A 26483-nucleotide genomic window follows, 5' to 3' on the forward strand; every position below is an offset into this window, starting at 1 on the left:
AGGGCCCTTTTTGGATTCCTTGAGCCCAAAGGATCTCACCAGGTCATCCCAGGGAACCCCCCGATAGATCTTCCCCAGATCGCTCCTAAGGAAGCGATCGTAAAAGATGTCAAATTGTTCTGTTTGGGAAGAAAAAGAAAAAGGTGTGCTGAAAATCGGATATTCTTCGTAATTTGTGCATACTTGAAGATTAAAAAAACCCCGTTTTTCGAGCTAGAGACTCATTTTCGGGGTTTTGTTATACCTAAATATACGAATTAATTATCTGATAATCAAATAATTACACTACTTCTGAATGTGCCTAATTGACACGGATTTCACGAATGACCACTAATAGATTGTGCTCTTGAATTTCTTTCTTCGTGCTTCCGACCTCCGACTTCTGACTCCCAACAACAAAATGACCAAAACAACAGAGTAGGCAGTTGACAGTAGCAGTAGGCAATCATCAAGTGCAAGCTCTAGTGTCAAGTTTAAGTTCAAATATAAATAACCCAATAACAAAACAATCGAATAATGCAGTGGGCAGTAACCTGAAATTTGAAACGACAGGTAAACATTAAAGGCAGGAATTATTGCTGACAGCGCACTCTATACTGACTTCCAACTTCCAACACCCAACATTTTAGTTGTTAAAACTCTTTTTGATTCGGTCCAGATTTCGTTTGCTGTCCCGACTTTTGATGGTTTCCCGTTTGTCGTATAGTTTTTTACCCTTGGCGAGGCCAATGTTCATTTTGGCGAGACCTCTATCATTGATAAAAACCTTGAGCGGAACAATGGTGAGCCCCGTAGTGGCAACCTCCTTTTGAAGCTTTTTTAGCTCCCGTTTGTTGAGCAACAATTTACGTATAGCCTTGGGGGCGTGATTAAAATGACTTGCGTGGCTGTATTCATCAATCTGCATATTGACCACAAAAAGTTCGCCTTTGTCATTGAATTCACAAAAGCTTTGTGAAATGGAAGCTTTACCCAATCGGAGCGATTTTATTTCGGTGCCACCCAATACTATCCCTGCCGTATAGGTGTCCAAAATTTCGTAATCAAATCGGGCCCTTCTATTTTTTATGTTGATATTTTTCTGCATCGTGGACAAAAATATAAACTCTTTGCCAAGAAAATCGTAATGTTATGGTAGATTTTACGAATAAGTATCAAAGCAACCTTATGAAACGAATTTTAATCCCCCTATTGCTTGTTTTTGCCATTGGATGCAAACAAGAATCCAAGAAAGCATTGACGGCCCAAGAAATTATTGACAATTCCATTGCCGATAGTGGCGGAAAACTGTTCAATAGCCATAAAGTATCTTTCGACTTTAGAGATAGAAAATACATCTCTGAAAATATTGATGGACAAAGAGTGTTCAAACGAATTTTTGAAGCGGATTCCACAACAACCATCACCGATGTGAAGCGTGGAAATGATTTTGAAAGATATGTGAACGATTCCCTTGTTATGGTGCACGATACCATGGCCATAAAATATGCCAACTCGGTAAATTCGGTCCATTATTTTGTGCGGTTGCCCTATGGTTTAAACGATGCCGCGGTAAATAAGGAGCTTTTGGGCAAAGAAACCATCGAGGACAAGGAATATTACAAAGTAAAAGTAACTTTTGACCAACAGGGCGGGGGCGACGACTATGAGGACACGTACTTGTATTGGTTCGATTTAGAAACTTTTAAGCCCAATTACCTGGCTTATGACTTCCATACTGATGGGGGTGGGCAACGTTTCAGAAAAGCCTACAATGAGCGTTACGTAAATGGTATCCGTTTTGTGGATTATGAGAATTATAAACCCAAAGAAAAAGAAACAGGTATTTTAGAAATTGGCCTGTTATATAACGAAGGTGGGTTGGAGTTGCTGTCCAAAATAGAGCTCAAAAACATTTCTGTTGAGAAAAACTAGTCCATTTTTAGACGGATATCCGTGGGCACTCCATCAATGATCCGAACAATAAAGAGACTGCTGTTGTCCGTATCGTCCATTTGGTCGTATTTTTCCAAGCCTATTATTTTGTTCACGAGCATAGGGGTGGTGTTGCTATGGCCTATCACCAACACATTTTTGCCTTCGTTTGCAAGCTTAAACTCTTCAATATCCAAAGCATTTGGGTCGTAATACTTAATGTCAATATCTTTTTTTATCGATGTAGGCGCTGCCGTCATTGAAGTACGCTCATAATTCGTTGAATAAACCATATCCAAAGGAATGGGGTCGAACACCTCGGCCCATCGAATGGCCCTGTCCAGTCCATTTTGGTTTAGTTCTGGGTCCGGATTTTCTGGGTCGGTTCTGTCTTTTTCGGCATGCCTAATAAAATAGAAAGTGGAAATAACAGGGTCTTCTACAATTTTTGTATCTTTTTTGCAGCCAATACTTCCAACGAGTATAATTGCAAGGGCAATTAGAGGTTTGATGGTTCGCATAGTTCTATTCAAAGTTCCCGTATATTTTTGTTATTCGGTTTTAAAAGTAACGTTTAATTTTCATTTTCTTGTATGCCTAAGTTTTTGGTTTCTCTGGTTTTATTGGTGATTTACAACACAATTTGGGGTCAAGAGGTTGTTTTGCCATCCGATTTTAGACAACACTCACTTACGCAATTCAATGCCAGTTTGTTCAATCCCACGTACGCTTTGGATTGGAACACCCCGAATTCCCTTTCCGTTTGGACCCGTTGGCAATGGCAAAGTATAGATGGTGACCCAACATCCATTTTTGCCAATTACACACATCAATTAAATTCGGCTTCGGTTGCCTCGGCAGGCTTTTTGCAACACAATACAGGGGTATTTCTCTATACAGGTGCAAATTTGACATTTGCGCAAACTTTTGAACTGGATGAGGGGGTGAGCTTAATGGCGGGGTTGAATATATTTGCTTTTCAACAGACCGTAGCGGATGAACAATTTGTTCAAGGAGATGTGGTAGACCCCATAGCCTTGGAAGATTTCGAGGGCTTTAAAGTTCAATTTTCACCTGGATTACGCTTGCTGGTCAACCAATTTAGCGCAGGATTGGCTTTTGAGAATGCCATTGGTTTTAATGTTTCTGGTAATAATAGAGAAAGTATGGAGAGTTTTCAGAGTCTGATAGGGACCCTTAGCAATGATTTTCCTGTGATGCTATCCGAAAGTTTGGGGGATAGCTATGTGCGACCTGTGCTTTACCTTAAATCAGTTCCCAATGGCGATACCCAATTTGGTTTGAATGGATTGTTCTCCACATCAAAATTCTGGGTTCAAGGAGGATACAATAGTTTTTATGGGATCTCTAGCGGATTGGGTGTTACCATATCCAATGCATTCTCTGTTGGTGGGCTGATGGAATTTGGTACCGATGATTTATTGAGTGAAGAAGATCCCACAATAGAGATTGTTGCCTCCTATCATTTTGGAAAAACAAAATCTAAAGATAAAGTGCCACCCGAGGAACCTGAAGAGATTTTGCCCGAACCTAAAGAAGATGAAGAAGCAAAGCGAAGGGAGGAAGAAATCGTGCAACAGCGCAGGGAACAAGAACAACGAGAACTTGAAGCAAGGAGAAAATTGCAACGTGAAAAGGATTCGTTGGCCGAAGTACAACGAATTAAGAAAGAACTGGAATTACAGCGCGAAAAAGACAGCATTGCTCGCCTACAGCACCAAAAAGTAGTGGTGCGACCCAACGAAAGGTATGAGGAGATGGAAAGCGAGGACGGACTAGTGCCTGGCTTCTATTTGATTGCCAATGTTTACGGGACCAAAAGGTACTTCGATAATTTTATGAAGACCCTTAGGGAGCAAGGTTTGGAGCCAAAGTCTTTTTACAGAAGCTTCAATAAATACAATTATGTGTATTTGGAGCGCTACAATACCATGGAAGAGGCCAGAAAAGCCCGCGACAGCAAGTTTTTTGGCAAGTACGACGACAAGACTTGGATCTTTAGAGTGAAAGGAAATTGATTTACTTTTTAAGTTCCTGCTTCACCAAATACTCCAAATAGGTGATAGTGTTGACCAAATATTTTCGGTCCTGGGTCATGGTACTCATGGCAACTGCACCTTGAATCATGGTAAACAATTGCTTTGCAAATTGCAAAGGAGGTACAGGAAGACGGATTTCATTCTTTTTTGCGCCGTTCTCCAAAACTAGGGCAATCTTACCTTCAATTTCTTTAATAGTTTCCTTCACCGCAGCAGCCAGGAGTTTATTGTTGCCTTGGGCATCCACTCCAACATTCAATATGGGGCATCCACCAAGGGGAAGCGTGAAAACATCATACTGTTTGTAAAAACTCAATAGGGAAAATAATTTATCGAATGCTTCAACACCGATTTCCAGTTTGTTGTCAATTTCTTGAAGCAATAAGCTCCTGTTGCGCTCAAAGGCGGAAAGCGCCAAGGCTTCTTTGTTTTCAAAATTCCCGTAAATGGCACCCTTGGTAAGGCCGGTGGCTTCAGTAAGGTCGCTCATACTTGTACCGATGTAACCATGCTTGTTGAAAATAGGAGCTACGGTCTCAATAATGTAAGCTGTGGTTCTTTCTGCTTTCTTGGTCATTTTGTGGGTTGCTGTTGGTCGAATCTAAGATATAAAAAATCAAATACCCTTTGGTATTAAAAAAGGCAAAAGCCTTTATTTTAACAGGTTTCTTGTTGTTTTTTGACCGAATTTTGGAGTAATTGGGTTGGCTTTATTAATCTAAAGCGAACAAATCAACTACCGACCATCTTTTTACCTCCAAACTTTTCTCAAGAAGGAGATAAAGTTTTGACTCATGATTTTTTCAATATCCAACCCACTGTAACCTCTTTTTCTCAAAAGATTTGGAATTTTTTGAAGGTCGGCAATAGTTTCCAAATCCCATGGACTCTGTTCTTTCCCAAAAGCTCCGTCCAAGTCGGTTCCAATGCCAATGTGATCGGTGTTGCCTGCCAATTGACAAATGTGGTCAATATTGTCAACGGCAATTTCCAAGGTTACATCCATTTCTTTTGGGGTTGATTTGCCACGGACCCAATTGGGTACCATCATCCAAGCATCCAAAGCAACGCCGATTACAGCATCCCTGCTAATGAGTTCCTTGATTTGTTCATCGGAAAATTGGCGGTTGTGGTCCACCAATGCCCTGCAATTGTTGTGGCTGGCCCAAACTGGACCGTTGTACACATCCATAGTTTCCCAAAAGCTTTTGTCGCATAGATGGGTGGCATCCAAAATCAGGTTGAGTTGCTCCGCTTTTTTGAGCAATTCACGACCCTTTTGTCCAATCCCCCCTACAGAATCCGTCCCGTGGGCATAAATACCGGGACCATAGTGCGCGGGACCAATGGCCCTTAGTCCAGATTCGCAAGATTTTTCCAAATAGCTCAAGTCTAAAATGGAATCGGCGCCCTCTAAACTTAAAATGTATCCGATTGGTTTTTTTGGTTCATCACTACTCCAAAGCTTGAGATGTTTCTCCAAACCTTCCTTGTCCTTGATTTGAACCATCTCACCGGCTTCTTCCATAGTTTTGTACCATGCCAATTGGCCTTGGGTCTGCGCCCAAGCTTGATACTGTGAATTCCAACCGGGTATTGGGCTTCCCTTTTTTACGTAACGAGCAATTTGTGTGGCCATGCAAAGCCCAATATTGCCTTTTCGCATATCTGGAAGGGATACGGTGTTCTTAGCTCGGTCTGGTTTGTCGCTCATTCCTTCCTCACGTTCCCTAATTTCCGAAACGGGAAGGGTAAGGTCGCGGTTCCATTCCAAGGCATTCATGGCCAAGTCTAAATGCGCATCAAATATGAACATATACTTTTTTAAGGGTGAAGTTCAAAAATGGCTTCAATTTCTACGGCAATATTTCCCGGGAGCATCATACCTACGGCACTCCGTGCCCCAATACCGTTTTCTTTTCCAAAGACATCCGCCATCAATTCACTAAAACCATTGATTACATAAGGATGCTGGCCAAAATCTTGCGTACAATTTACCATTCCCAATACTTTCACCATTCTTTTGATTTTGTCTAAACTCCCAAAATGCGTAGTAATAGTAGATAACATGGTCAAACCGACTTGTCTGGCTGCCAATTTTGCCTGTTCTGCATCGAGGTCATCGCCGGCTCTGCCCGTCATTAAGGAGCCATCAAGATTAACAGGGCCTTGGCCCGATACGTACAAAAAGTTATCGACCACTAAAACGGGTCGGTAAACTCCTGCAGGAGACGGGGCAGGAGGCAATTGAAGGTTTAACGCTTCCATACGTTGCGATGGTGATTTTTCCATAAATTATATTGTTAGATTATACTGTTGATGGCCAAAACACCCAAGAGTCCCATAACGCCGACCAAGGTTTCCATGACGGTCCAGGTGGAAAGGGTTTCTTTGACGGACAGGTTGAAATATTCCTTGAACATCCAGAAGCCCGTATCGTTGACGTGGGAGAGCATCAAACTTCCTGAACCAATGGCCAATACCATTAATTCTGGACTGGTGCCCGTACCGGAAGCCAATGGGAGTACAATCCCCGCTGCCGTAAGTCCTGCTACGGTGGCCGAACCCACACTTACTCGTATGGCGGTGGCAATAAGCCATGCCAGTACCAGAGGTGATATGCTTGAACCCTTAAGGCTATCTGCGATATAATCGCTTACTTGACTATCTATCAAAACTTCTTTTAAAGCCCCAGCCCCTGCAATGATCAATAGGATCATCGTAATACTGGAAACCGAAGCAGAGAGCGAATTCATAAGGGTACTCATTTCTTTACCCTTGGCCAGCCCTAAGGAGTAGATGGCGATTAGGACAGAAAGCAGCAAAGCAATCACTGGATTGCCGATAAAGCTTAGTATGTTCCGTAGCAGTCCTTCTTCCAAGAATTGTTCGGCTCCAATACCTATTCCAATAAAGATAATAGGGGAGAGCGCGCTTAAAATACTAACTGCTGTCGATGGCAGTTCATCTTCAGGAATGGGTTCTGCGTTGTAAAATTCCTTTAAGGGTTTGGCCTCAATTTTTTTGATCGTACGTGCAAACAACGGACCAGCCACGATAATGGCGGGAACAGCTACGATGAGTCCGTACAACAATGTTTTTCCAATATCCGCATTAAACATGGCTGCGATGGCCGTAGGAGCAGGGTGGGGCGGGAGATACCCATGCGTAACCGATAAAGAGGTGAGCATTGGCAATCCTACATAAAGCAAGGGCAGTCCCGTGGAAAATGCTATGGTAAATACCAAGGGGATCAAAATAACAAAGCCAACGGAGTAGAACATAGGTATTCCCACGATAAATCCAGTGACCACCATGGCCCATTGGACGTGCTTTACCCCAAATTTGGCCACGAGTTGTGTGGTGATTTGTTGTGCAGCCCCACTATCGGCGACCAATTTCCCCAACATGGCACCAAGCCCAAGTATTAAAACCAGAAAACCTAAGGTGTTACCAATACCTCGTTGAATGGATTGTACCAGACTTTGCAGTTCCATCCCTTGAAAAATGCCTACAAAGAGGCATACGATAATGAAGGATAGGAAGGCATTGAGTTTGAATTTGGCAATAAGCAAGAAGAGCAATAAAATACCTAGAACGGCAATAATTAGTGGCATATTTAGGGTTTGGTTTTGAAGCTAAAATAAGGATTTAAATATAATAGACATTCATTATTGCGAATTTCTAAGGATATGGTTTGAGATTGTGAAAGAATTAAAAAACCTCCCCCAAAAAGTTATGGGAGAGGTTTTTACTGACTGAAATGTATTTTGAGAACTTACTCTACAAGTTCATCTTGATTTCTAAATACCAATTGATCATCAAAAGAGTCTAGGAGTACAATGCTATCAGTAGTTATTTTTCCTGAGAGCAACTCTTTGGAAAGGTTGTTCAATACTTCTTTTTGAATCAATCGTTTTACAGGTCGTGCACCATATTGAGGGTCAAAACCTTTTGCGGCCAAATAGTCTATTGCCTCTTCGGTGGCATCCAAGGTGATATTTTGCTTGGTCAGCATTTTCTTTAAGTTGTCCAATTGAAGCCCTACAATATCCTGAATATCAGATTTGCTCAATGGAGTAAACATAATGATGTCATCAATGCGGTTCAAGAATTCGGGTCGGATGGTCTTGCGAAGCAATCCCAACACTTCCACTCGTGCAGACTCCGAAGCACTTTCCAAGTCTATGGTATCTTCAAACTTCTCTTGAATAATGTGGCTACCCATATTACTGGTCATAATAATGATGGAATTCTTAAAATCTGCCACCCGGCCTTTATTGTCGGTCAACCTACCTTCATCCAACACCTGTAATAGTATGTTGAAGGTATCTGGGTGTGCTTTTTCAATTTCATCCAATAATATTACAGAATAGGGTTTCCTGCGCACCGCTTCTGTCAACTGTCCGCCTTCATCATAACCCACATATCCTGGAGGTGCACCAACCAATCGGCTCACGGAGTGACGTTCTTGGTATTCGCTCATATCTATTCGTGTGATGGCATTTTCATCATCGAACAGATAGGCGGCCAAGGTTTTGGCCAGCTCGGTCTTACCAACGCCGGTAGTACCTAGGAACAAGAAGGAACCAATTGGTTTTTTGGCATCCTGCAAGCCCGCTCTGCTCCTTCGGATAGCATCGGAAACAGCGATAATGGCCTCGTCTTGACCAACGACGCGTTTGTGAAGCACGTCTTCCAGTTTCAGCAGTTTTTCGCGCTCGCTCTGCATCATCTTGTTAACGGGAATACCGGTCCATTTGGCCACTACTTCGGCAATATCTTCATAAGTTACTTCTTCTTTGATCAAAGTACCTGCGGTTTGCTGCTCTGCCAGTTCATCCTGTAGTTTTTCCAGCTTTTCCTGTGCTTCCTTGATTTTACCGTAGCGCAGCTCGGCCACTTTTCCGTAATCCCCATTTCGCTCGGCACGTTCTGCTTCAACCTTATAGTTTTCAATAGCCTCTTTTGTTTTTTGGATATTGTCCACCACGGTTTTTTCGCTTTCCCACTTGGCAAATATTTCGTTGCGTTCTTCTTTAAGGTTGGCCAAATCCAAATTCAGGGTTTTCAATTTAGAGGTGTCGTTTTCCCTTTTAATGGCTTCTATCTCAATCTCCAACTGCATTATTTTTCTGTCCAGCACATCTAATTCCTCGGGTTTGGAATTGATTTCCATTCGAAGTTTGGAAGCGGCCTCGTCCATAAGATCAATGGCCTTGTCGGGCAAAAACCTGTTGGTAATGTAACGTTGCGATAGCTCCACGGCGCCGATTACGGCATCATCTTTAATACGGACCTTGTGATGTGCTTCATATTTTTCCTTGATACCCCTAAGAATGGAAATGGCACTCTCGGTATCGGGTTCGTCCACCACAACCTTTTGGAACCTACGCTCCAAGGCTTTGTCCTTTTCAAAATATTTTTGGTACTCGTCCAATGTGGTTGCACCAATGGCTCTCAATTCACCACGGGCCAAGGCAGGTTTCAGGATGTTTGCGGCATCCATCGCTCCTTGTCCGCCACCAGCTCCGACCAAGGTGTGGATTTCATCAATAAAGAGGACAATGTTCCCATCTGATGAAGTCACTTCTTTGATTACTGCCTTTAGACGTTCCTCGAACTCCCCTTTGTATTTGGCTCCAGCAATGAGTGCTCCCATATCCAAGGAATAAATCACTTTATCCTTAAGGTTTTCGGGTACATCACCTTGAATAATTCGGTGTGCCAGTCCTTCGGCAATGGCAGTTTTACCCACTCCGGGCTCACCCACGAGCATCGGGTTGTTTTTGGTACGTCTGGACAAAATTTGCAATACCCTACGGATTTCCTCGTCCCTACCTATTACGGGGTCCAATTTGCCGCTGTCGGCCATTTGGTTGAGGTTGTTTGCGTATTTGTCCAGTGAGTTATAGGTTTCCTCGGCACTTTGCGAGGTGACCTTACCGCCCTTGCGCAGTTCTTGAATGGCAGCTTTCAAATCTTTTTCGGTTACGCCTTGATCTTTTAGGATTTGCGCAATTTTGCTTTTGGACTTGAAAATGGCCAATAACAAGTGCTCAACGGAAACGTATTCATCGCCCATGTTTTTGGCAACGATGCTCGCTTCGTTGACGGTTTTTCCAGCTTCTCTGGAAAGCATTATTTCCCCTCCCGAAACTTTTGAAAAGCTTTGAAGTTCCTTGTCCAATATTTGGTTGATGAGGTTGGTGTTAACGTTCAATTTTTTCAAAATGAAAGGCAACACGTTTTCATCGACCTCGGCAATGGCCTTGAACAAGTGTTCGTTTTCGATTTGTTGGTGTCCAAATTCTTGGGCCAATTGCTGGGCCCTTTGAATGGCTTCCTGTGATTTTATTGTAAAATTATTAAAGTTCATAGTCATCGTTTTCCTCTAATATGTCAACAACCCTACCAATGCATCCACACCGTCAAAATGTCTTGTAAATTCAACAAACACAGGACATTTAGTCAGTTGTAAGCTTTTTGTTCGCTCACGACTTATCTTATAAATTTGCAACATGGGAATATTTGACAGCGTTTTCGGGAAGAAGGATAAAACCGTTAAGGAAAAGAAAGAATTGCCTTGGATTCAATTGGAGTCCACGGCCCAGTTGGAAACAATTGTGGAAAACTCAAAAAGTAAAGCACAAGTGATTTACAAGCACTCCAGCACTTGCGGCATTAGCAGAATGGTGTTGAATATGTTTTCGGAAAGGTACGACACAGATTTGGACATAGACCTTTATTTTTTGACGATTCAGCACCATAGGGATGTATCCAATGCAATTGAAGATAAGTTTGGTGTTCGACACGAATCTCCCCAATTATTGGTGATAAAAAACGGTGAGGCTGTTTTTCATACTTCGCATGGTGCCATTGCGGATAAGGATTTTACACAGTATCTATAAATAAAAACAAAGTAGTTTATGTCATTTCGGGCACAGTCGAGAACTTAAAGCATCTCGACTGCGCTCGATTTAACATTGTCTTTAGTTGAACTGATATTTGGAGACGATGTTCTTGAGACGTAGTTTGAGGTCTTCCCCGGCATCGTAAACCATTTGTTCGTTGGAGGGGAATGGGACTTCCCTAGCGTTTAGGTACAACAATAAATCGCTTTCCAACGCTCTTTTATCACCTTGATAATTGGCGAAAATGTGCTCAAATATAAATTCGCTGGATAGGGGATAGGAATTGATTTCCTGCCCGCTCCTCAAGTCTGTGAAACTTACTTTGGCCCCAATTTGTGCGCTCTTGGTTTGGGTAAATTGGAACAATTTACAAGTAACGGTCCGCATCTTGTCCACTTTTATCTTGTTGCCCAAACTATCTTTTACCACGTTGCCATCACGGTCCACTAGATATTCCCACCCATCTTTAATTTGTTTTTCCTTGATTACCTGGGTTTCGTTGATTCGCTCTGGGGACACATTGATTTCCATAAAATCCAAGTTCATGGCGTAATCATATTGGACATTGGAAAGTGGATTGGTATGGTACTGCAACCAGAAGTTTTCGATTCCGAAAGCATTAAAATCCAAAAGTTCCGATTCCAATCGCTCTGGAATAATCTGTTGGGTTTGGTTTGCAATTTCCACCCTTACGAATTCCAACCCTTTGTTATAGGCTTCATCCATTTTTGCAATGGTTTCCTTATACCCTGGATTTATTTCTTGTAAATATTTTAAATCTTCGTAGGCATTCCTATAATCGGCTTTGTATTTGGCCGAGGACAACAAGCTCAAGGCATTTTGGTACAAATGTTCGGAAAGGTTGTCTTTGGTATCCAAAATTTTGTTGTCGTAGTTTACAAAATTAAACTTGGCATTCCTGCCTTCATCATTAATGTACAACGGCAATAATGGCCTAATGCGCTGTTGAATCTGCTTCAACTGCAAATATTTATTGTATATGGTCTCCAAGTTGGTAGGATTGCCATCATTCTGCAGAAAGGAAATTTCCTGTTGCTCCCTTGCCGTATTTTTCGCAAATGCATCTTCAAGTAGAACAATATATTCCTGATGGCCCTTTTTGGTCTTGTTTTCTGCAAGATTTTTAATGGCCTTGTTAATCGCCGCGGTATAATTGCCCGTGTTGATGGCCTCTTGGGTTTTTTTTACGCCGCTACAGGCACTAAAAACTATGATTGCGGTTAAGAGTATAAATCTTTTCATACTGGTCAACTTTATGGATTGGTATTTTTGGGAATTCAATAGCTGTGCCAAAAATCCTCAATCTTAAAACGTAAAAGCGTGAACGGTAGTATATTTTGGGTAAAAAGCTTGAAAAACCAATACTAGTAGGGGAATGGGTTGTTTTAAAAATTGTTAATTGTCGTTTAATAAAATTAAGTTCCAATTGTTTTTTTATGAATGAAAATCCCCTTTCAATTCGTAATTTTACGCCCTTAATTAAACAATGGGCAACATGCAACGAGACCACAAGATTTTTGAACTGATAGCGCAAGAAAAAGACAGACAGTTGGAAGGCATTGAACTGATAGCTTCCGAAAACTTTGTAAGTCCACAGGTAATGGAAGCTGCTGGCTCCGTGCTTACGAACAAATATGCCGAAGGATACCCAGGAAAGCGCTATTATGGTGGTTGCGAAGTAGTGGACCAAGTGGAGCAGTTGGCCATTGACCGTGCCAAGGAATTGTTCGGGGCTGTTTATGCCAATGTTCAACCGCACTCGGGTTCACAGGCCAATGCCTCGGTGTATCATGCCTGCCTTAACCCAGGAGATACCATATTAGGTTTCGATTTGTCACACGGAGGTCACCTTACCCATGGCTCTCCTGTTAATTTCTCTGGAAAATTATACAACCCTGTTTTTTATGGGGTGGACGAGGAAACAGGCTTGTTGAACTATGATAAAATCCAAGAGATTGCCGATAAGGAAAAGCCCAAATTGATCATTGCAGGGGCATCCGCTTATTCCAGGGATATGGATTTTAAACGATTCCGAGAAATTGCAGATAGTGTTGGGGCTTTGCTCTTGGCCGATATTTCACACCCTGCCGGATTGATTGCCAAGGGAATCTTGAACGACCCCATTCCATATTGCCATATTGTTACCACCACCACGCACAAAACCTTGCGTGGGCCCCGTGGAGGCCTAATTTTGATGGGCGAGAACTTCGAAAATCCGTTTGGTATCAAACTAAAGAACGGAAGCCTAAGAAAAATGTCCGGTTTGTTGGATTTGGCGGTTTTCCCTGGGAACCAAGGCGGACCTTTGGAACATATTATCGCCGCTAAAGCAATAGCCTTTGGAGAGGCACTTACCGATGAATATTTACACTATATGGTCCAGGTAAAGAAAAATGCCGCTGCTATGGCCAAAGCCTTTATGGACAAGGATTACAAGGTAATTTCTGGTGGGACGGACAATCACATGATGTTGATTGACCTTAGAAACAAGGATATTTCGGGCAAGGAGGCAGAACAAGTGTTGGTGAAGGCAGATATTACGGCCAACAAAAACATGGTTCCGTTTGATGATAAATCGCCTTTTATAACATCTGGAGTGCGTTTTGGTACTTCCGCTATCACTACTAGAGGCCTCAAGGAGGAGGATATGGAGACCATTGTTGGATTTATCGATGAAATTATCACTGATGCCGGGAACGAGAAAAAAATAGCAGGTATAAAACAAAAGGTCAACGATTTAATGAAATCGCGACCTTTGTTCAGTGTTTAGTATTTGCTAGTGGATTCTACTCAAAGAGGAAAATATTCTCTTCGTAAAATTTCTTTTTTCTTAGGGAGTATATTAAGGCTTCATGTTCTTGTCCTTTATCAAAAAAGTATAGCCCCCAATAGTTATAATATCCACATTTATAGCTTGTGCTTAGTTGTTTGGAAAGTATGGAAGTATCTTCAAAAATCGGAACAAAAATTTCACAGGGCATCTCTGTCAATCCTTTGGTGAAATAGATAAAGTGTTGGCTGATCATTGATATTATTTTTCCCAAATGTTCTGGAATGCTATTTGGATAGAGTCTGGATATGACAATGGAAGTATCCGTAAAATGAAGGGATGTTTCCATAATATCAGCGGGGTAGGTGCTTTTTTCGTTTAAATTTTTCAATGCATTAGCCATTGTCATGCACATATCGGATTTACTTTCGTCGGTAATAGTGTAACCGCTCCAGTCACCGTTGTTAAAATGGCGAAGACAATCAGAAATACTAAAATTAAAATGTAGTTCCACCACCAAATCCAGACGGTTGTTCAATACATCTTGCTTGCATTTAAGCTTCGCAGTTGCAAAAAAGTATCTTTCCAGATCCTTTATAAAATCGTCTAAACCTTCTGTGGCCTGAAAAACTTTTGGGCCTAGATTGTTGTTTTTACCATTGTTTTTATTGGGGAAAGCCATGCTGATAGAATTCTAATTTTCTTTCAACATAAAATTAGGATGAATCTTTTTTATAGTATTATAGATAATCCTTAAAAATTCTGGGGGTTTCCCTCTTTTTGTAAGATTTTTATTATTTATCAGGTTTAATCAAGCCACAAATGCACTGTTTGTTACATGACAATTGTCAATTTTTTAAATAAAGCCTCTGTTTTTGGCAGCCAATATTAGGGCCATATCATTTTCGTTCTCAGTGCCGAACAATGTTTTTAAATGTCGTTTTCTATTTTCAATGGAGGAAGGGGAAAGCCTGATAAATTTCTCCAGGTCTTTGTTCTTGGTTCCTTTGGAAAGGTGGTAAAGTATCTGTTTGTCTTTTTCATCAATTTCGAGGTCGTTGGCCATTTTCTTTCTAATGGCACCAAGAGCTTTGGATGAATAATAGGGAGGGTCTAGCATAATGGTCTTCACCGCATCTTCAAGGGTTTTGGGGTCTATGTCCGTTTTTACCAGATAACCGTCGGGGTCAACGGATTTTAGAATACTGTTTATCCTAAAATTATCACTGAAAGACGACATGAATACAATCTTGCTTTCAGGAACAATTTTCCGGGCCAATATGCCCAAGTCTTCCCCTGTGTAGGGTTGTTCCTCGTTTGGTGCAAACAACTGCACATCCAAGAATAAAATATCGTACCGGAAAGTATTTACAGAGTCCTCAATAAGTTTTTTGCCTGTTTGGTAAGATGTTGCAGTATCCACAATAATATTATGACCTTCAAACTCTATGCCTTCGAGTATAAACTTATACCCGAGCATGGTCATTTCATGATCATCAATAGCTAATATTCTCAGTGTTTTCATGGTAGGTTTATTGCTTTATTTGGGGGATTTAAGCGTTTAATGCGTTTGTTTTCTCGGGAATTTGCAATTCCAAGTATTTAACAGGGATGGTTACCTTAATTGTTGTGCCTTTTCCGGATTCACTGTCAATATCCAAGACTCCTTTTATCTTTTTTGTTCTCGAAATAATGTTTCTAAGGCCAATTCCTTTCTTTTTTCTGTTAATGTCAAACCCAACGCCGTCATCTGTAATAACGAGTTTTAATTGATTGTCCACGCCTTGAAACGAAATGGACACATGTTGACATTTTGCATGCTTAACACAGTTTTTGAGCGATTCTTGTATGATTCTGTAAGCATTGATCTTGATGTCTCCCAACAAATTGTCCCAAGCAACCTTGTCGCTATAGGTAAAGGAACACGAAATGCCAGAAGATTTTTCGATGCCTCGAATCATATCTTCCAATGACACGATAAAATTATGAAATTTTTCATATGAAGCATGATTCAGCTCGTGGGAAATGGTCCGTATTTCTTCTTCCAATTCTCGTAGTTTCTCGATAAGGGCTGCCCGTTGCTCAATGGAAGCTTGATCTTCGCGTTCGTTAAGGCCGCTCAATATTAACCGAATACCGAGCATTTCACCCAAAATACCATCGTGCAGTTCTTCGGAAATACGTTTTTGCTCCAATTGTTTTCCTTCTTCCAGTTTTCCTTGTTGCGAAAGCATTAAATTGTAAATTTCTTGGTTGCTTTCTTGCTGTTTTTGTTTGAATTTTAGCTGGTTGTTGCTTACATAGAGCGAAACAATGATCATAGCGGTTGTCCCAAACAAAACGAGCAGTAGGGAAGCCCCCACCCAAATTTGTTTTTCTTTGGTAAGGATTTGGTTTTCCTCAATAATATCGTCCGTTTCCATTCGGATTCGGGCAAATTTATCTCTTTTGGTGCGTTCCTCAACTTTAATGGCTTCGTTGAGTTGGTAATATTCTTCAGCGTAGGCGTTGGCATTGGCTGTGTCCAACTTGGTCAACAACCGCAAAGCATCCAACGAACGGTCGTTGTTATAGGTTTCCTTTGCAATGGTATAGGATTCCTTAGCTTGTGAAATAGCTCTTGTTGTGTCACCTTTGGCGGCCAAAACCTCGGCGTAAAAGTAGTTGAGTCGAGCCTTGTCGTATAGGTCGCCCGTTGCCACGTTAACTGCAAAGGCTTCATTTAGAAGTTTCTCTGCTTGTTCAACATCTTCATCATCTTTAAAGATTAAATATGCTAAACTGCCCAGAGCTTTCTCATAGGTTTTTGGTAGTTTATGTTTTAAGTTTTTATCAGAAAGCAATTCGGTATAAGCCAGTTTTGCTTTTACAAATTTTCCAGAGTTAAGATAGACACTTGCAATATTGTTTTCGTTTTGCCAAAGAAGTTCATCTTTGTTACTTCTACTAGAACTTTTTAAATATTCTCGAGCTTTCACATAAGATTCTATGGACTTTTCACTGTTGCCCATGCCATTGGATAAAATCCCTAATACATTATACGCATTGTATAACCTGTAATCATCTTCTAGTTTGTCAAACATTTTAATGGCAGCGGTGGCACTGATTTCTCCTCCCAAATAATCTTTATAGGAATCTTGTACCCTTGCCATATTATAAAGCATACGTGCTCTGAGTGATTGGGATGTGGAATCGACAGGTAATTGCTCAAAATTTGTCAATGCTTTTCTATAGTTGTAAAAAGCACTGTCCATAATTCCATGGGTCTGTAAAAAAATTGCTAAGTCCCAATGTGAATATCCTAAAATCTTTATTGCATTTGCTTCTTTAGCCTTTTTTAATAGACTTCCATTTGTATTTCTAAAACTAATTGAATCTTTTAGCTGCATATAAGCCAAAGATATCTTGGATAGTTGTTCCAGTTGAACACTGTCCTTAGATAGTTCCATGACTTTGGATTCGGCTTCTTTTACATACGCTTTGCGATCTTCCAATGATAGTTCTTTGGCTGTTTTGGCGATAGTCAACAGTTTTTGAATAGAGTCTATCTGTGGACTGGCAGTCACTTCCTCTTTAGATTTTTGCCTGGCGCATCCCCAAAAAAGTATTAGCATTAGTATGAAGGCTCCGTTTTTCAAGCTGATTTGGTTCAAATATAAATCCAAGGTAACAAAAAAGCCCCAAATCCTTCTAGGTTTGGGGCTGGGTTCTATTTTTTGAATGTCAAACTAAAGTTGACGAGTATCATTGGAGCTTTGTTGTAGCCGTATTATGCTCTGCTTGGAAAAGCCCATCTGAATTTGGTTTTGAAATGTATTTTTTAGATTGTTTCCCCTTGAATTGATTTGGTTTAAGGTAATGGTTTTTACATAATTTAATGATTCATCTCTTTGGTAAAATAGCATGACCAGTAAAGCCAATACAAAGCAACTAATCCGCAGTAAGTTGGTAATTATTTTAAATATCATGTTTTAATTATTCGTCATCTCCTCGTGCATCAGGGTTTGATACGTCATCATCTGTAGCATTTTGATCCACTGTTATTTGCTCAAACATGGCTTCGGTTTCTTGTACGTCGGTTTCGGTTTCACAAGAATAGAAACCAACTGTCAATAATGCCATGGCCAAGATGCTAAATACTTTTTTCATAATGTTAGGTTTTAGGTATGAATGTTAAGTTTGTACCGCTAAAGTATGTGGCATTTTTAGTGGCCCGGGTATTTTTGGGAAGGGGATAGTATTCTTGTATAATCTGCTAGTATTCTTGTATAATCTGCAAGAATTTTGCTAATTAAGGGCCTTTGCTGCCGTTTTGGAGAGCATTTGCTTTAAGCCGTCTATCTTATCTTTATAGGTTTTGGAGAAAGGAAGCTCTTCCTCTCGCCCATAATTTAAACTGCAAATGGATTTTCCATAATTGATTCGCGATACATAACGGCTGTTGAGAATGTAACTCTGGTGTACGCGGATAAAGTCTTTGGGGAGTTTGTTTTCGAAAGATTTCAAGGTTTTAAAGGCACTTATCACACTGCCATCTTTCATAAAGAAATCCGTGGTGTTATTATCAGATTTAAGGTAAAGGATGTTTTTGGTGTCCAAATACCGATAATCCTTGTAAGATTTTAAGCAAATCGTGGACGGAGTCTCCTGTTTTGGGTGTAATTTTTTTAAGCGCAGCATTGTTTTGCGTATATCGAACTCGTTGTGTGGCAAGATCCAATAATCAAAAAAACCGCTTTTAATGGCATTATAGGCATATTTTTTGGATTTCGCATATCCTATTATAATAGGAAGGCTTTGCATATACTGGTTGAGTTCGGTAACCATTTGAAAGTAATCCATACCACCTTCCCCAAGATTTACAAGTACAAGGTCTGGATTGTATTTTAAAATGGAATTGAGCCCTGCCGAAGCATTGGTTTCCACCCCGGCACAAACCAAGTCATCATACTCTTCCAAATAAAGCTGTAACTGAAGCTTTGAGGAGGCATCCGAGTCGATTATGTTATAGGTGTATTCCATGTGCAAAATGCTGATTGCAAGTTACTAACGTAGAAAAAAAACTCATTGCAGTTTTCCCTTAAAAAAACTATGGGTTTCTCTCTAAAACGGGCTTTTTTCTTACAATTCCTTATAAAAAATCGTTAAAAAACGGATAACAATACCAAATTTTAAAGTTCAGCGTGCTTGTTCCACATCATATTTAATCACGAAAAGGAACTGTTTTTATAGAATCAAATCAAGGGAAATATAAAATGTAAAAAGGGGATGTTTTGGGTTTAATTGGTTCAACAAATAGGTTTAGTTTGAGTTTGGTTAAGTACTATATTACGATTTGTTGCGTGGGCATCAAAATTTTGGTTGTTTCTTTTTTAAAGATTCGCATAAAATTCGATGAAATGCACAGGTTTTTTTATTAAAAATGAGTAAACAGCTTTTCAAAACTTTGATTTTGTTTAACCTTTAGGATTACGATTGTAGGTTTTTTAGTCTGTTGGGTATTATGGTGATTTCAACAGTAAAAATCGTCCGACTGCGGCAGACAGGATATCGAGCACGCAAAGACTTTGGTGTTAAAACTCATCGATTCTTGATACTATTTTTTTGCGCTTCGTTCCTAAAATTGAACTGACGAATTTCGAGCATAGTACAAAACAGTTGTTTTTTTACACAAAAAGCGATTGTATTTCTCCAGGAACCCTTTTGGGGCGGAAAGTCTTTGCATCCAACAAGCACCATTCGGTAACCGCTTTAACCAAGAGATCATCGGTAGCTTTGTTTTTTATTTCTACAACACGGGTAGAAATAGGGCCTTTATTGTTAGCTATAAAGGTGCTTATAAGGATGGTATTGCCCAAAACGGCAGATTTGTGGTAGGTAATGTTGTGGTTGCGGACTACCCATATCATGGATTTTTTAATGTCCTTGGGAGCAACCTGCGTCCAGTGCTTTTTGGAAATATCCTGAATCCACTCCACATACCTTATGTTGTTTACATGGTTAAGGTCGTCCAGATCATCCGGTACTACATCAAAGGATTCCGAGTAGTTTTTCATTGGTCCTTTTTACGGATTTTCACCTCAAAGAGCTTATCCCAGTTTTTGCCGGTAACAAAAAATGTTTCTCTCTCTGGGTGATAGGCTACACCGTTTAGCACGGAATTTCCTTCGTCCCATTCCGGCCCCTTGTTCACCTTGTTTTTAAGACCTCCAAAGTTAATGACGCCTTCAATGGCACCGGAAGCGGCATCAATGATCATCATACTTTCTTTTTGGTACACATTGGCATAGATTTTACCGTTTACATATTCCAGTTCGTTGGCGCTGTTAAATATGGATTTGTTGGTCACGATTTCAATATGGCCTTGTTCTTCCAAGGTCTCTGGATCTAGGAACCATATTTTTTCAGTACCATCGCTTTTAAATATTTTTTCACCATCGTTACAGAGCCCCCAACCTTCACGACTTTTACCATAGCTAAAGTTTTTTATCTTTTCCAAGTTGGAGACATCATACACATACCCCATACCACTTTGCCAAGTAAGTTGGTACAATTTGTCGTTCATTATAGTAATTCCCTCTCCAAATACGGAATCGTCCATATTTATTTGCTGAAGGACTTCGCCCGTTTCAAAATTTACTTTCCTTACCGTTGAAGCACCTCGTTTACCAGTGCTTTCATAAAGTGTTCCCTTGTAAAACTCAAGTCCCTGTGTGTAAGCACCCGTATCGTGCGGATAACTGTTCACGATCTCGTAGGTGTAAACTTCTGGGGCAGCGGCAGCCAGTAGTCTTAGTTTTTTTTCAACCGCTACGGTCTGTTCCTCAATTTTAAATTTGGCCACCAAGGTTTTGTTTCCCAAAGTTGGTAGGCCTAAGGTCAATTTTCCGTTTTCAACGGGCAATTCTTTCCCGTCCATATAATAACGAAGGTCGGAAATTTCAATGTCCTTTTTGTTCTTCAGTGTCACACCCACTTGCTGGTTTTGCTGTATGTTTTTGTTTTCCAACTGAATGGAAAAGTGTTTGGCGGAATCGGCACTTCCGCCACAGCCCAAAAAGAAGAGCAGTGCCCCGGTTATAGAAAAAAGTTTGCCCATTGTTCTTATTGCTTGTGTCATAAATCGTTAATCCAAAACACCGAAATTAAGAATGAATTGGGATTGCCACAAATATAAAAGGTCGTATATTTGCAGCCGGGCAAGTCCTACACGACCAGCTCCTGCAGAATCCCCCAGGGCGGGAACGCAGCAAGGGTATGTGGTCGTAGCGGTGCGATGTAGGTAGCTTGCCTTTTTTTGTACCCAAAAATCAGATGATCATGGATAAAAAAGTTGTACTGATCACCGGCGGTTCTTCAGGTATTGGCAAATCCATCGGAACATACTTAGCACAAAAAGGATTTACCGTTTATGGTACTACACGCAATCCAAAAAACTATCCAGACTTTAAAACTTTTGAACTTGTTCAGTTGGATGTAAAGGATGTGGAAAGCATTCAAAAAGCAGTTTCCTATGTAATTTCCAAAGAAAACAGGTTGGATGTGTTGATTAACAATGCAGGTGTCGGTATTACAGGCCCTATTGAAGAAACACCGCACGAGGAAATACTTCATGTTTTCGACACCAATTTTCATGGCCCCGTACATGTGATGAAAGCCGTTTTGCCACAAATGCGCAAGCAGAGTGGGGGAACTATCATAAATATTACATCCATTGCTGGTTATATGGGTTTGCCCTACCGTGGGTTCTATTCTGCCACCAAAGGTGCTTTGGGGCTTATTACCGAAGCATTGCGCATGGAGACCAAGGATTTTGGCATCACTATAACCAATGTGGCGCCAGGGGATTTTGCAACAAACATTGCATCGGGCAGGTACCATTCACCCGTTATTGAAGGTTCCGCCTACCAAGAAAAATATTCACGAATTTTGAAAGCCATAGATGACGATGTGGACAGTGGGGGCAATCCAATTCAAGTAGCGGAGGCCGTACATAGAATCATCAATCAGAAAAAACCAAAAATACACAACCCCGTCGGAGCTTTTTTGCAAAAGTTTTCCCTTAGGTTAAAGAAGATTTTACCCGACAAAGTCTACGAAAAGTTACTCCTCAACCATTATAAGTTGTAATTTTACACGTTTTAGTGAACAATTTATAAATACTTAGAAATGAAATTTTTTATTGATACTGCCAACCTTGATCAAATTAAGGAAGCCCAAGAGTTGGGTGTGTTGGATGGTGTGACCACCAATCCTTCCCTTATGGCGAAAGAAGGTATTACTGGAAAAGATAATATTTTAAAACACTACGTGGACATATGCAATATTGTTGATGGAGATGTTTCTGCCGAAGTAGTGGCCACCGATTTTGATGGAATGGTCAAAGAAGGCGAGGAACTGGCCGAATTGCACGAGCAAATTGTGGTGAAGGTTCCCATGATTAGAGATGGTGTAAAAGCATTGAAATATTTTTCGGATAAGGGTATCCGTACCAATTGTACTTTGGTGTTCTCGCCGGGCCAGGCCCTATTGGCGGCCAAAGCAGGAGCTAATTATGTTTCCCCTTTCTTGGGTAGATTGGACGATATTTCCACCGATGGGCTAAACCTAATCGCGGAAATCCGTTTGATCTATGACAACTATGGATTTGAAACAGAAATATTGGCAGCATCCATCCGCCACACCATGCACGTAATCGATTGTGCAAAATTGGGCGCCGATGTAATGACAGGTCCACTTTCCTCTATTGATGGACTGTTGAAGCACCCATTGACCGATATTGGCTTGGCGAAGTTTTTGGAAGATTATAAAAAAGGAAATTCCTAAAAAAGGAATTTGTATAGAATTTAAAATGGGCCCTGAATGTAATTTCGGGGCATTTTTATTTATAAGGAAGTGAAAAGGTTGGCAAAGCCATCAACCACCACGGTATCCTTTGCAATAACGCACTTATTGAGCCCGTCAATGATCATGGCCATTTGCAGCTCTTTGAAGTTTTCCCCGTAAAACTGCTTGTTCTTGTCCAGCTTGTACTCGTCCATAAGTTGTTTCCATTGCGAGTGACTGGTTCTTAGGTTAATGCCTACAAAGTTGTAGTGCGGATATTTTTCTTCGAGAGAGGTAATGTGTTTGTTAACGTTGATAAAATGTCTCTTTTGACCAGCAGTCCAAAAATAGAATACGGTACTCTTTCTTTTGTTGGCCAAATCTTTTAGGGAGACCTCTTCGTCATTAAAATTTTTTACCATGATGTCTGGAACTGTCGTGTTCGGCTGTAAGTTTTTAATGCCGTTGTACAACAGCTCAATTTCTTCCTTGTGTTCCTCATTGGTAGAGAGGGATTTAAACTTGTCAATAAAAATAGCGGCCTCTTTGCTCGGGTTGTGTTCCCGTAGTAGATAGTCCACGGCAACGTTCCTAAAAAGAATGTCCCTAAGCTCTGTTTGGTTCACCAAACTATCCACAAGGGCAAGCTTGTGCTTGTTAAAGTGCAAACGGTCGCTTACGGGTTTTTTATCTGTGGAGCAACCTTCCAAACAAGTCATGTAGGACATATTGCCAAAGTGCCACTTCATAAAATCAAAATAGGGCCTAAAATAGGTAAGGTCCTTATTGTTAAAGTCTATTTTTTTTCGGTAACCATAAAAATTATCCCCAAGTTCATGAATGGTTTCTTCGCCAGTTTCCTTTTTGTGATAGAAAGGATACTTTTCTTTATTGATATAGGTATTGTAATCTATGGAAGCCTCTGCCATGGCCAAAACTTTGGATGATAGTACATTGTCCGTTGACAACTCTTCAAGCTGTTTCACTTTTAGGGCATGTAAGGAATCAATCTTCTTACTAAAATCTTCAGGATCTAAACCGTAATAGCCTTTTATGATCGGTTCTTCTTTTTCGGTAGCTAAGAAAACCTCTATCAAAAAATTATTGATTTCGCTACCTGTTCCCGAGAATACCAAAGATTCATCAAACTCTACAGTGTTCAAGCGCGCCAAAAGGCTATCTCCTTGGCTCAAATATACATATTGAAGTTCTGGTGCATGGTCAAAATGATAAAGCCCATCCTCAATGTTATTCAGGTTGAAAGAAAAGTGGTTTTTATCGTCGAGTTTTACGGAATCCACATAAGAATCGTTGTGGTAAAGCACCACGTAATCACTAGTCGGATTTACAATTTCACCACCAAAAAAAACTGAGGAACCGCTTTCTGAAGAATCAGAGCACGATACAAAAGTTGACATGAAGGTGAGGCCGAGTAAAAATCTTACCATAAACAGGGAACGATTCATTAGATAACCAAAAGTAAGCAACCCAAGAAGCTAAACTTGTTAAGGGGTAGTTAAATGTTGCTGAACGGTTATTTTACATCGTTTAAATATGCGTTTTAAAATTAGAATTACGAATCACATTTAGCTACTTTTGCAAAAAAATAAAGATAGTTGCATGTTATCAGTATCGAATTTATCCGTACAGTTTGGCAAAAGAGTTTTGTTCGATGAAGTTAACGTAACCTTTGCCCAAGGGAATTGTTACGGTATCATTGGCGCCAATGGCGCTGGTAAATCCACATTTCTTAAAATTTTATCCGGGCAGATCGATCCCACTTCGGGCCATGTGCATTTAGAGCCAGGGAAACGGATGTCCATCTTGGAGCAAAATCACAATGCTTACGATGAATACCCTGTTTTGGAAACCGTGGTGATGGGAAACAAGCCTTTGTTCGAGATAAAAAAGGAAATTGATGCCCTGTATGCCGACTATACCGATGAGAATGCAGATAAAATTGGCGAGTTACAGGTAAAGTTCGAGGAAATGAACGGTTGGAACGCCGATAGTGATGCCGCTGCCATGCTTTCCAATTTAGGAATCACGGAAGACCTCCACTATACCAACATGGGTGATCTGGATTCCAAACTTAAGGTACGGGTACTTTTGGCCCAAGCCCTGTTCGGAAGCCCGGATGTGCTGATCATGGATGAGCCTACCAACGATTTGGATTACGACACCATCAACTGGTTGGAAAACTTCTTGGCCAACTACGATAACACTGTAATCGTAGTTTCCCACGACAGGCACTTTTTGGATGCCGTTTGTACAACCATCGCGGATATCGACTTTGGAAAAATCAACCTGTTTTCAGGAAACTATACGTTCTGGTACGAGAGTAGCCAATTGGCTGCCCGTCAACGCGCGCAACAAAACAAAAAGGCCGAGGAAAAAGCCAAGGAACTCAATGAGTTTATTCAACGTTTTAGTGCCAACGTGGCCAAAAGTAAGCAGGCAACATCCCGTAAAAAAATGTTGGATAAGCTTAAGGTAGAGGATATAAAGCCATCAAGTAGAAGATATCCTGCCATCATTTTTGATCGTGAGCGCGAAGCTGGTGACCAAATATTGAATGTAGAAAAACTATCCGCCACTTCCGAGGATGGGGATTTGCTGTTCAAAGATGTGAATATCAACTTGGCCAAAGGTGATAAAGTGGCCATCCTCTCCAAAGATTCGCGGGCCACCACAGCTTTTTACGATATTATTGCCGATAAGATCAAGCCCGATAGCGGCAAGTTTCAATGGGGGGTGACCACTACGCAATCCTATTTGCCCGCGGACAACTCATCCTATTTCCAAGAAGATATCAACCTTGTGGATTGGCTACGCCAATGGGCCAAGACCGAAGAGGAAAGGGAAGAGGTGTACATTAGAGGATTCTTGGGAAAGATGCTTTTTAGCGGAGAAGAGGCCTTAAAAAAATGCACTGTGCTTTCCGGTGGAGAAAAAGTACGTTGTATGCTCAGCCGAATGATGATGCTCCGTGCCAACGTGCTTATGTTGGACGAGCCCACAAACCACTTGGATTTGGAAAGTATTACCGCTTTCAACAATTCATTAAAAAACTTTAAGGGTACCATCTTGCTCACGACCCATGACCACGAGTTTGTGAACACGGTGGCAAACAGAATCATTGAGTTGACACCAAATGGAGCCATAGACCGTTACTTGAGCTTTGACGATTATATGTCCGACAAGTCCATAAAAGAACAGCGCGAAAAAATGTACGCTGTAACCGCTTAAGCGTTAAAGTATTTGCTTTTCCAAATAGCCGGGTTAAAATTTTTGCCCAGGGCAAATCCGTAGAAAATAACTATGGATGTTATGCATTTGAACATAAAAAAGTAAATAATCCAAAACTCTGCCGTGGTATTTTTTTTGGAGAACAATCCTTCGGGAACCATAAGTGTAACCAAGTAACTGATCAAAAGAACCACAACGACCAAGTTGGCAATATTTTTAAAAGGCCACGCGAATAACTTTCGAAGCGGATGTAAATCGTTGCCCCATTTGTGGATTAAATAGTAATAGTCATTTCCGATAGGGGCGAAGAGAAGCGGATCGTCTTTATCTTCCAGCTTGAACAATTTGGAAGGGGCCATAATTTTGAAGCCTTCGATTTTGGTATTATGGGCGGCCTCCAGTTGTTTGATTTTGGAAATGGCTTCTTGTGGAATCTCGCCTTTAAAAAAAGGACTGTTCAAAAAGCGCAGTCGGTAATCAATACAAATTTCTTTGATTTGATCAATATGAAAGATTTTTTCAGTTTCCAATTGGTCAAAATCAAAATCATTGGCACTAACATTGTTTTTTGAGCCCAATTGATGAGTAACTTGCTCTTCTTTCTTGGAATCTTCGCTCAAAATTTGCTGGACTTCGGCCAGAATTTGTCCGCTATCCCATTTCTTATCTCTCCTGTTTTGAAGTTTGTGTTCTATGTTTACTCCTTTCAAAATCGCGCAGTTTTTTAGT

25 protein-coding genes and 1 other RNA gene are annotated in these 26483 nt (G+C 40.7%); 9 read left to right on the forward strand and 17 right to left on the reverse strand.

The genetic code is table 11. The annotated features are described in order from the left end of the window. Nucleotides 1-261 (forward strand): hypothetical protein (locus tag AC13CC_RS06640; RefSeq protein WP_482878244.1); only part of this gene is annotated, 261 nt, incomplete at its 5' end. A gap of 364 nt (nt 262-625) precedes the next feature. On the opposite strand, the gene smpB is transcribed toward AC13CC_RS06640, so the two are convergent. Beyond that, nucleotides 626-1087: an SsrA-binding protein SmpB gene (gene smpB, locus AC13CC_RS06645; protein ID WP_326279355.1), complete on the reverse strand. Its 462-nt coding sequence runs from the start codon at nt 1085-1087 to the stop codon at nt 626-628. Between the two features lie 80 nt (nt 1088-1167). Between smpB and AC13CC_RS06650 the strand changes: the two genes are divergently transcribed. Next, nucleotides 1168-1914, forward strand: coding sequence for a DUF6503 family protein (locus AC13CC_RS06650; protein WP_326279356.1), 747 nt, complete (start codon nt 1168-1170; stop codon nt 1912-1914). Here the strand turns inward: AC13CC_RS06650 and AC13CC_RS06655 are convergent. Continuing rightward, entirely contained in the window at nt 1911-2435 is a 525-nt protein-coding gene (locus AC13CC_RS06655; RefSeq protein ID WP_326279357.1) for a SixA phosphatase family protein, read from the reverse strand. The two genes, AC13CC_RS06650 and AC13CC_RS06655, sit on opposite strands and share 4 nt — an antisense overlap. Nucleotides 2436-2507: 72 nt before the next feature. Between AC13CC_RS06655 and AC13CC_RS06660 the strand changes: the two genes are divergently transcribed. Beyond that, nucleotides 2508-3953 carry a PorP/SprF family type IX secretion system membrane protein gene (locus tag AC13CC_RS06660; protein WP_326279358.1) on the forward strand — a complete coding sequence of 482 codons (1446 nt, stop codon included), beginning with the start codon at nt 2508-2510 and terminating at the stop codon, nt 3951-3953. Nucleotide 3954: 1 nt separating this feature from the next. On the opposite strand, the gene AC13CC_RS06665 is transcribed toward AC13CC_RS06660, so the two are convergent. The 5 genes from AC13CC_RS06665 to clpB form a co-directional block, all read right to left on the reverse strand. Beyond that, nucleotides 3955-4551 carry a TetR/AcrR family transcriptional regulator gene (locus AC13CC_RS06665; protein ID WP_326279360.1) on the reverse strand — a complete coding sequence of 199 codons (597 nt, stop codon included), beginning with the start codon at nt 4549-4551 and terminating at the stop codon, nt 3955-3957. Nucleotides 4552-4725: 174 nt separating this feature from the next. Further along, complete coding sequence (locus tag AC13CC_RS06670) at nt 4726-5790, reverse strand: dipeptidase (RefSeq protein ID WP_326279361.1); 1065 nt, start codon at nt 5788-5790, stop codon at nt 4726-4728. An 8-nt stretch (nt 5791-5798) separates the two neighbouring features. After that, nucleotides 5799-6266 (reverse strand): RidA family protein, encoded by a 468-nt coding sequence (locus AC13CC_RS06675; protein WP_293163815.1) that lies wholly within the window; start codon nt 6264-6266, stop codon nt 5799-5801. Nucleotides 6267-6277: 11 nt separating this feature from the next. Continuing rightward, nucleotides 6278-7591 carry a gluconate:H+ symporter gene (locus tag AC13CC_RS06680; RefSeq protein ID WP_293163812.1) on the reverse strand — a complete coding sequence of 438 codons (1314 nt, stop codon included), beginning with the start codon at nt 7589-7591 and terminating at the stop codon, nt 6278-6280. 161 nt (nt 7592-7752) lie between these two features. Further along, entirely contained in the window at nt 7753-10353 is a 2601-nt protein-coding gene (gene clpB / locus AC13CC_RS06685; protein ID WP_482876239.1) for an ATP-dependent chaperone ClpB, read from the reverse strand. Nucleotides 10354-10495: 142 nt separating this feature from the next. On the opposite strand from clpB, the gene ytxJ reads away from it, so the two are divergent. After that, the gene (ytxJ, locus tag AC13CC_RS06690; protein ID WP_326279365.1) at nt 10496-10885 is read left to right on the forward strand and encodes a bacillithiol system redox-active protein YtxJ; all 390 of its coding nucleotides are present in this window, start codon (nt 10496-10498) and stop codon (nt 10883-10885) included. An 81-nt stretch (nt 10886-10966) separates the two neighbouring features. Here ytxJ and AC13CC_RS06695 read toward each other — a convergent pair whose 3' ends face one another. Then, entirely contained in the window at nt 10967-12151 is a 1185-nt protein-coding gene (locus AC13CC_RS06695) for a hypothetical protein (protein WP_326279367.1), read from the reverse strand. Between the two features lie 253 nt (nt 12152-12404). Here AC13CC_RS06695 and glyA point away from each other — a divergent pair, with 253 nt between their 5' ends. After that, nucleotides 12405-13679, forward strand: coding sequence for a serine hydroxymethyltransferase (gene glyA / locus AC13CC_RS06700; protein WP_326279369.1), 1275 nt, complete (start codon nt 12405-12407; stop codon nt 13677-13679). A gap of 16 nt (nt 13680-13695) precedes the next feature. Here the strand turns inward: glyA and AC13CC_RS06705 are convergent, their stop codons facing one another. The 7 genes from AC13CC_RS06705 to AC13CC_RS06735 all read right to left on the reverse strand — a co-directional run bounded on the left by AC13CC_RS06705 (nt 13696) and on the right by AC13CC_RS06735 (nt 20778). Then, on the reverse strand, nt 13696-14361 hold the full coding sequence (locus tag AC13CC_RS06705; RefSeq protein WP_326279370.1) for a hypothetical protein: 666 nt from the start codon (nt 14359-14361) through the stop codon (nt 13696-13698). Nucleotides 14362-14535: 174 nt separating this feature from the next. After that, nucleotides 14536-15204: a response regulator gene (locus tag AC13CC_RS06710; protein WP_293163797.1), complete on the reverse strand. Its 669-nt coding sequence runs from the start codon at nt 15202-15204 to the stop codon at nt 14536-14538. A gap of 28 nt (nt 15205-15232) precedes the next feature. Next, on the reverse strand, nt 15233-17293 hold the full coding sequence (locus AC13CC_RS06715) for a tetratricopeptide repeat-containing sensor histidine kinase (RefSeq protein WP_326279371.1): 2061 nt from the start codon (nt 17291-17293) through the stop codon (nt 15233-15235). Between the two features lie 361 nt (nt 17294-17654). Beyond that, nucleotides 17655-17828, reverse strand: coding sequence for a hypothetical protein (locus tag AC13CC_RS06720; protein ID WP_326279372.1), 174 nt, complete (start codon nt 17826-17828; stop codon nt 17655-17657). 138 nt (nt 17829-17966) lie between these two features. Next, complete coding sequence (locus AC13CC_RS06725) at nt 17967-18701, reverse strand: LytR/AlgR family response regulator transcription factor (RefSeq protein ID WP_326279373.1); 735 nt, start codon at nt 18699-18701, stop codon at nt 17967-17969. Nucleotides 18702-19345: 644 nt separating this feature from the next. Beyond that, a complete protein-coding gene (locus AC13CC_RS06730; protein ID WP_326279374.1) occupies nt 19346-19735 on the reverse strand; it encodes an acyl-CoA thioesterase in 390 nt (129 codons plus the stop codon). Next, entirely contained in the window at nt 19732-20778 is a 1047-nt protein-coding gene (locus AC13CC_RS06735; RefSeq protein WP_482876244.1) for a glutaminyl-peptide cyclotransferase, read from the reverse strand. Before AC13CC_RS06735 ends, AC13CC_RS06730 begins: the two co-directional genes overlap by 4 nt. 98 nt (nt 20779-20876) lie before the next feature. Here AC13CC_RS06735 and ffs point away from each other — a divergent pair. The 3 genes from ffs (at nt 20877) to fsa (ending at nt 22505) form a co-directional block, all read left to right on the forward strand. Beyond that, an RNA gene (gene ffs, locus AC13CC_RS06740) (signal recognition particle sRNA small type) lies at nt 20877-20975 on the forward strand. A 24-nt stretch (nt 20976-20999) separates the two neighbouring features. Further along, on the forward strand, nt 21000-21809 hold the full coding sequence (locus AC13CC_RS06745; protein WP_326279377.1) for an SDR family oxidoreductase: 810 nt from the start codon (nt 21000-21002) through the stop codon (nt 21807-21809). Between the two features lie 39 nt (nt 21810-21848). Further along, nucleotides 21849-22505, forward strand: coding sequence for a fructose-6-phosphate aldolase (gene fsa / locus AC13CC_RS06750; RefSeq protein ID WP_014034702.1), 657 nt, complete (start codon nt 21849-21851; stop codon nt 22503-22505). A gap of 59 nt (nt 22506-22564) precedes the next feature. Here fsa and AC13CC_RS06755 read toward each other — a convergent pair whose 3' ends face one another. Beyond that, nucleotides 22565-23953, reverse strand: coding sequence for a TlpA family protein disulfide reductase (locus AC13CC_RS06755; protein WP_326279380.1), 1389 nt, complete (start codon nt 23951-23953; stop codon nt 22565-22567). Between the two features lie 172 nt (nt 23954-24125). On the opposite strand from AC13CC_RS06755, the gene AC13CC_RS06760 reads away from it, so the two are divergent. After that, nucleotides 24126-25754, forward strand: coding sequence for an ABC-F family ATP-binding cassette domain-containing protein (locus AC13CC_RS06760; protein WP_326279381.1), 1629 nt, complete (start codon nt 24126-24128; stop codon nt 25752-25754). Here AC13CC_RS06760 and AC13CC_RS06765 read toward each other — a convergent pair. Then, nucleotides 25751-26464: a hypothetical protein gene (locus AC13CC_RS06765; RefSeq protein WP_482876247.1), complete on the reverse strand. Its 714-nt coding sequence runs from the start codon at nt 26462-26464 to the stop codon at nt 25751-25753. The two genes, AC13CC_RS06760 and AC13CC_RS06765, sit on opposite strands and share 4 nt — an antisense overlap. Nucleotides 26465-26483: the final 19 nt, after the last annotated feature.

It is taken from the genome of Flagellimonas sp. L-11 (genome assembly GCF_056857735.1).

Bases quoted from the DNA above. Each gene is read 5' to 3' on its own strand.
- smpB (WP_326279355.1), bottom strand. From the start codon at position 1,087: ATGCAGAAAAATATCAACATAAAAAATAGAAGGGCCCGATTTGATTAC.
- AC13CC_RS06650 (WP_326279356.1), top strand. From the start codon at position 1,168: ATGAAACGAATTTTAATCCCCCTATTGCTTGTTTTTGCCATTGGATGC.
- AC13CC_RS06655 (WP_326279357.1), bottom strand. From the start codon at position 2,435: ATGCGAACCATCAAACCTCTAATTGCCCTTGCAATTATACTCGTTGGA.
- AC13CC_RS06660 (WP_326279358.1), top strand. From the start codon at position 2,508: ATGCCTAAGTTTTTGGTTTCTCTGGTTTTATTGGTGATTTACAACACA.
- AC13CC_RS06665 (WP_326279360.1), bottom strand. From the start codon at position 4,551: ATGACCAAGAAAGCAGAAAGAACCACAGCTTACATTATTGAGACCGTA.
- AC13CC_RS06670 (WP_326279361.1), bottom strand. From the start codon at position 5,790: ATGTTCATATTTGATGCGCATTTAGACTTGGCCATGAATGCCTTGGAA.
- AC13CC_RS06675 (WP_293163815.1), bottom strand. From the start codon at position 6,266: ATGGAAAAATCACCATCGCAACGTATGGAAGCGTTAAACCTTCAATTG.
- AC13CC_RS06680 (WP_293163812.1), bottom strand. From the start codon at position 7,591: ATGCCACTAATTATTGCCGTTCTAGGTATTTTATTGCTCTTCTTGCTT.
- clpB (WP_482876239.1), bottom strand. From the start codon at position 10,353: ATGAACTTTAATAATTTTACAATAAAATCACAGGAAGCCATTCAAAGG.
- ytxJ (WP_326279365.1), top strand. From the start codon at position 10,496: ATGGGAATATTTGACAGCGTTTTCGGGAAGAAGGATAAAACCGTTAAG.
- AC13CC_RS06695 (WP_326279367.1), bottom strand. From the start codon at position 12,151: ATGAAAAGATTTATACTCTTAACCGCAATCATAGTTTTTAGTGCCTGT.
- glyA (WP_326279369.1), top strand. From the start codon at position 12,405: ATGCAACGAGACCACAAGATTTTTGAACTGATAGCGCAAGAAAAAGAC.
- AC13CC_RS06705 (WP_326279370.1), bottom strand. From the start codon at position 14,361: ATGGCTTTCCCCAATAAAAACAATGGTAAAAACAACAATCTAGGCCCA.
- AC13CC_RS06710 (WP_293163797.1), bottom strand. From the start codon at position 15,204: ATGAAAACACTGAGAATATTAGCTATTGATGATCATGAAATGACCATG.
- AC13CC_RS06715 (WP_326279371.1), bottom strand. From the start codon at position 17,293: ATGCTAATACTTTTTTGGGGATGCGCCAGGCAAAAATCTAAAGAGGAA.
- AC13CC_RS06720 (WP_326279372.1), bottom strand. From the start codon at position 17,828: ATGAAAAAAGTATTTAGCATCTTGGCCATGGCATTATTGACAGTTGGT.
- AC13CC_RS06725 (WP_326279373.1), bottom strand. From the start codon at position 18,701: ATGGAATACACCTATAACATAATCGACTCGGATGCCTCCTCAAAGCTT.
- AC13CC_RS06730 (WP_326279374.1), bottom strand. From the start codon at position 19,735: ATGAAAAACTACTCGGAATCCTTTGATGTAGTACCGGATGATCTGGAC.
- AC13CC_RS06735 (WP_482876244.1), bottom strand. From the start codon at position 20,778: ATGGGCAAACTTTTTTCTATAACCGGGGCACTGCTCTTCTTTTTGGGC.
- AC13CC_RS06745 (WP_326279377.1), top strand. From the start codon at position 21,000: ATGGATAAAAAAGTTGTACTGATCACCGGCGGTTCTTCAGGTATTGGC.
- fsa (WP_014034702.1), top strand. From the start codon at position 21,849: ATGAAATTTTTTATTGATACTGCCAACCTTGATCAAATTAAGGAAGCC.
- AC13CC_RS06755 (WP_326279380.1), bottom strand. From the start codon at position 23,953: ATGGTAAGATTTTTACTCGGCCTCACCTTCATGTCAACTTTTGTATCG.
- AC13CC_RS06760 (WP_326279381.1), top strand. From the start codon at position 24,126: ATGTTATCAGTATCGAATTTATCCGTACAGTTTGGCAAAAGAGTTTTG.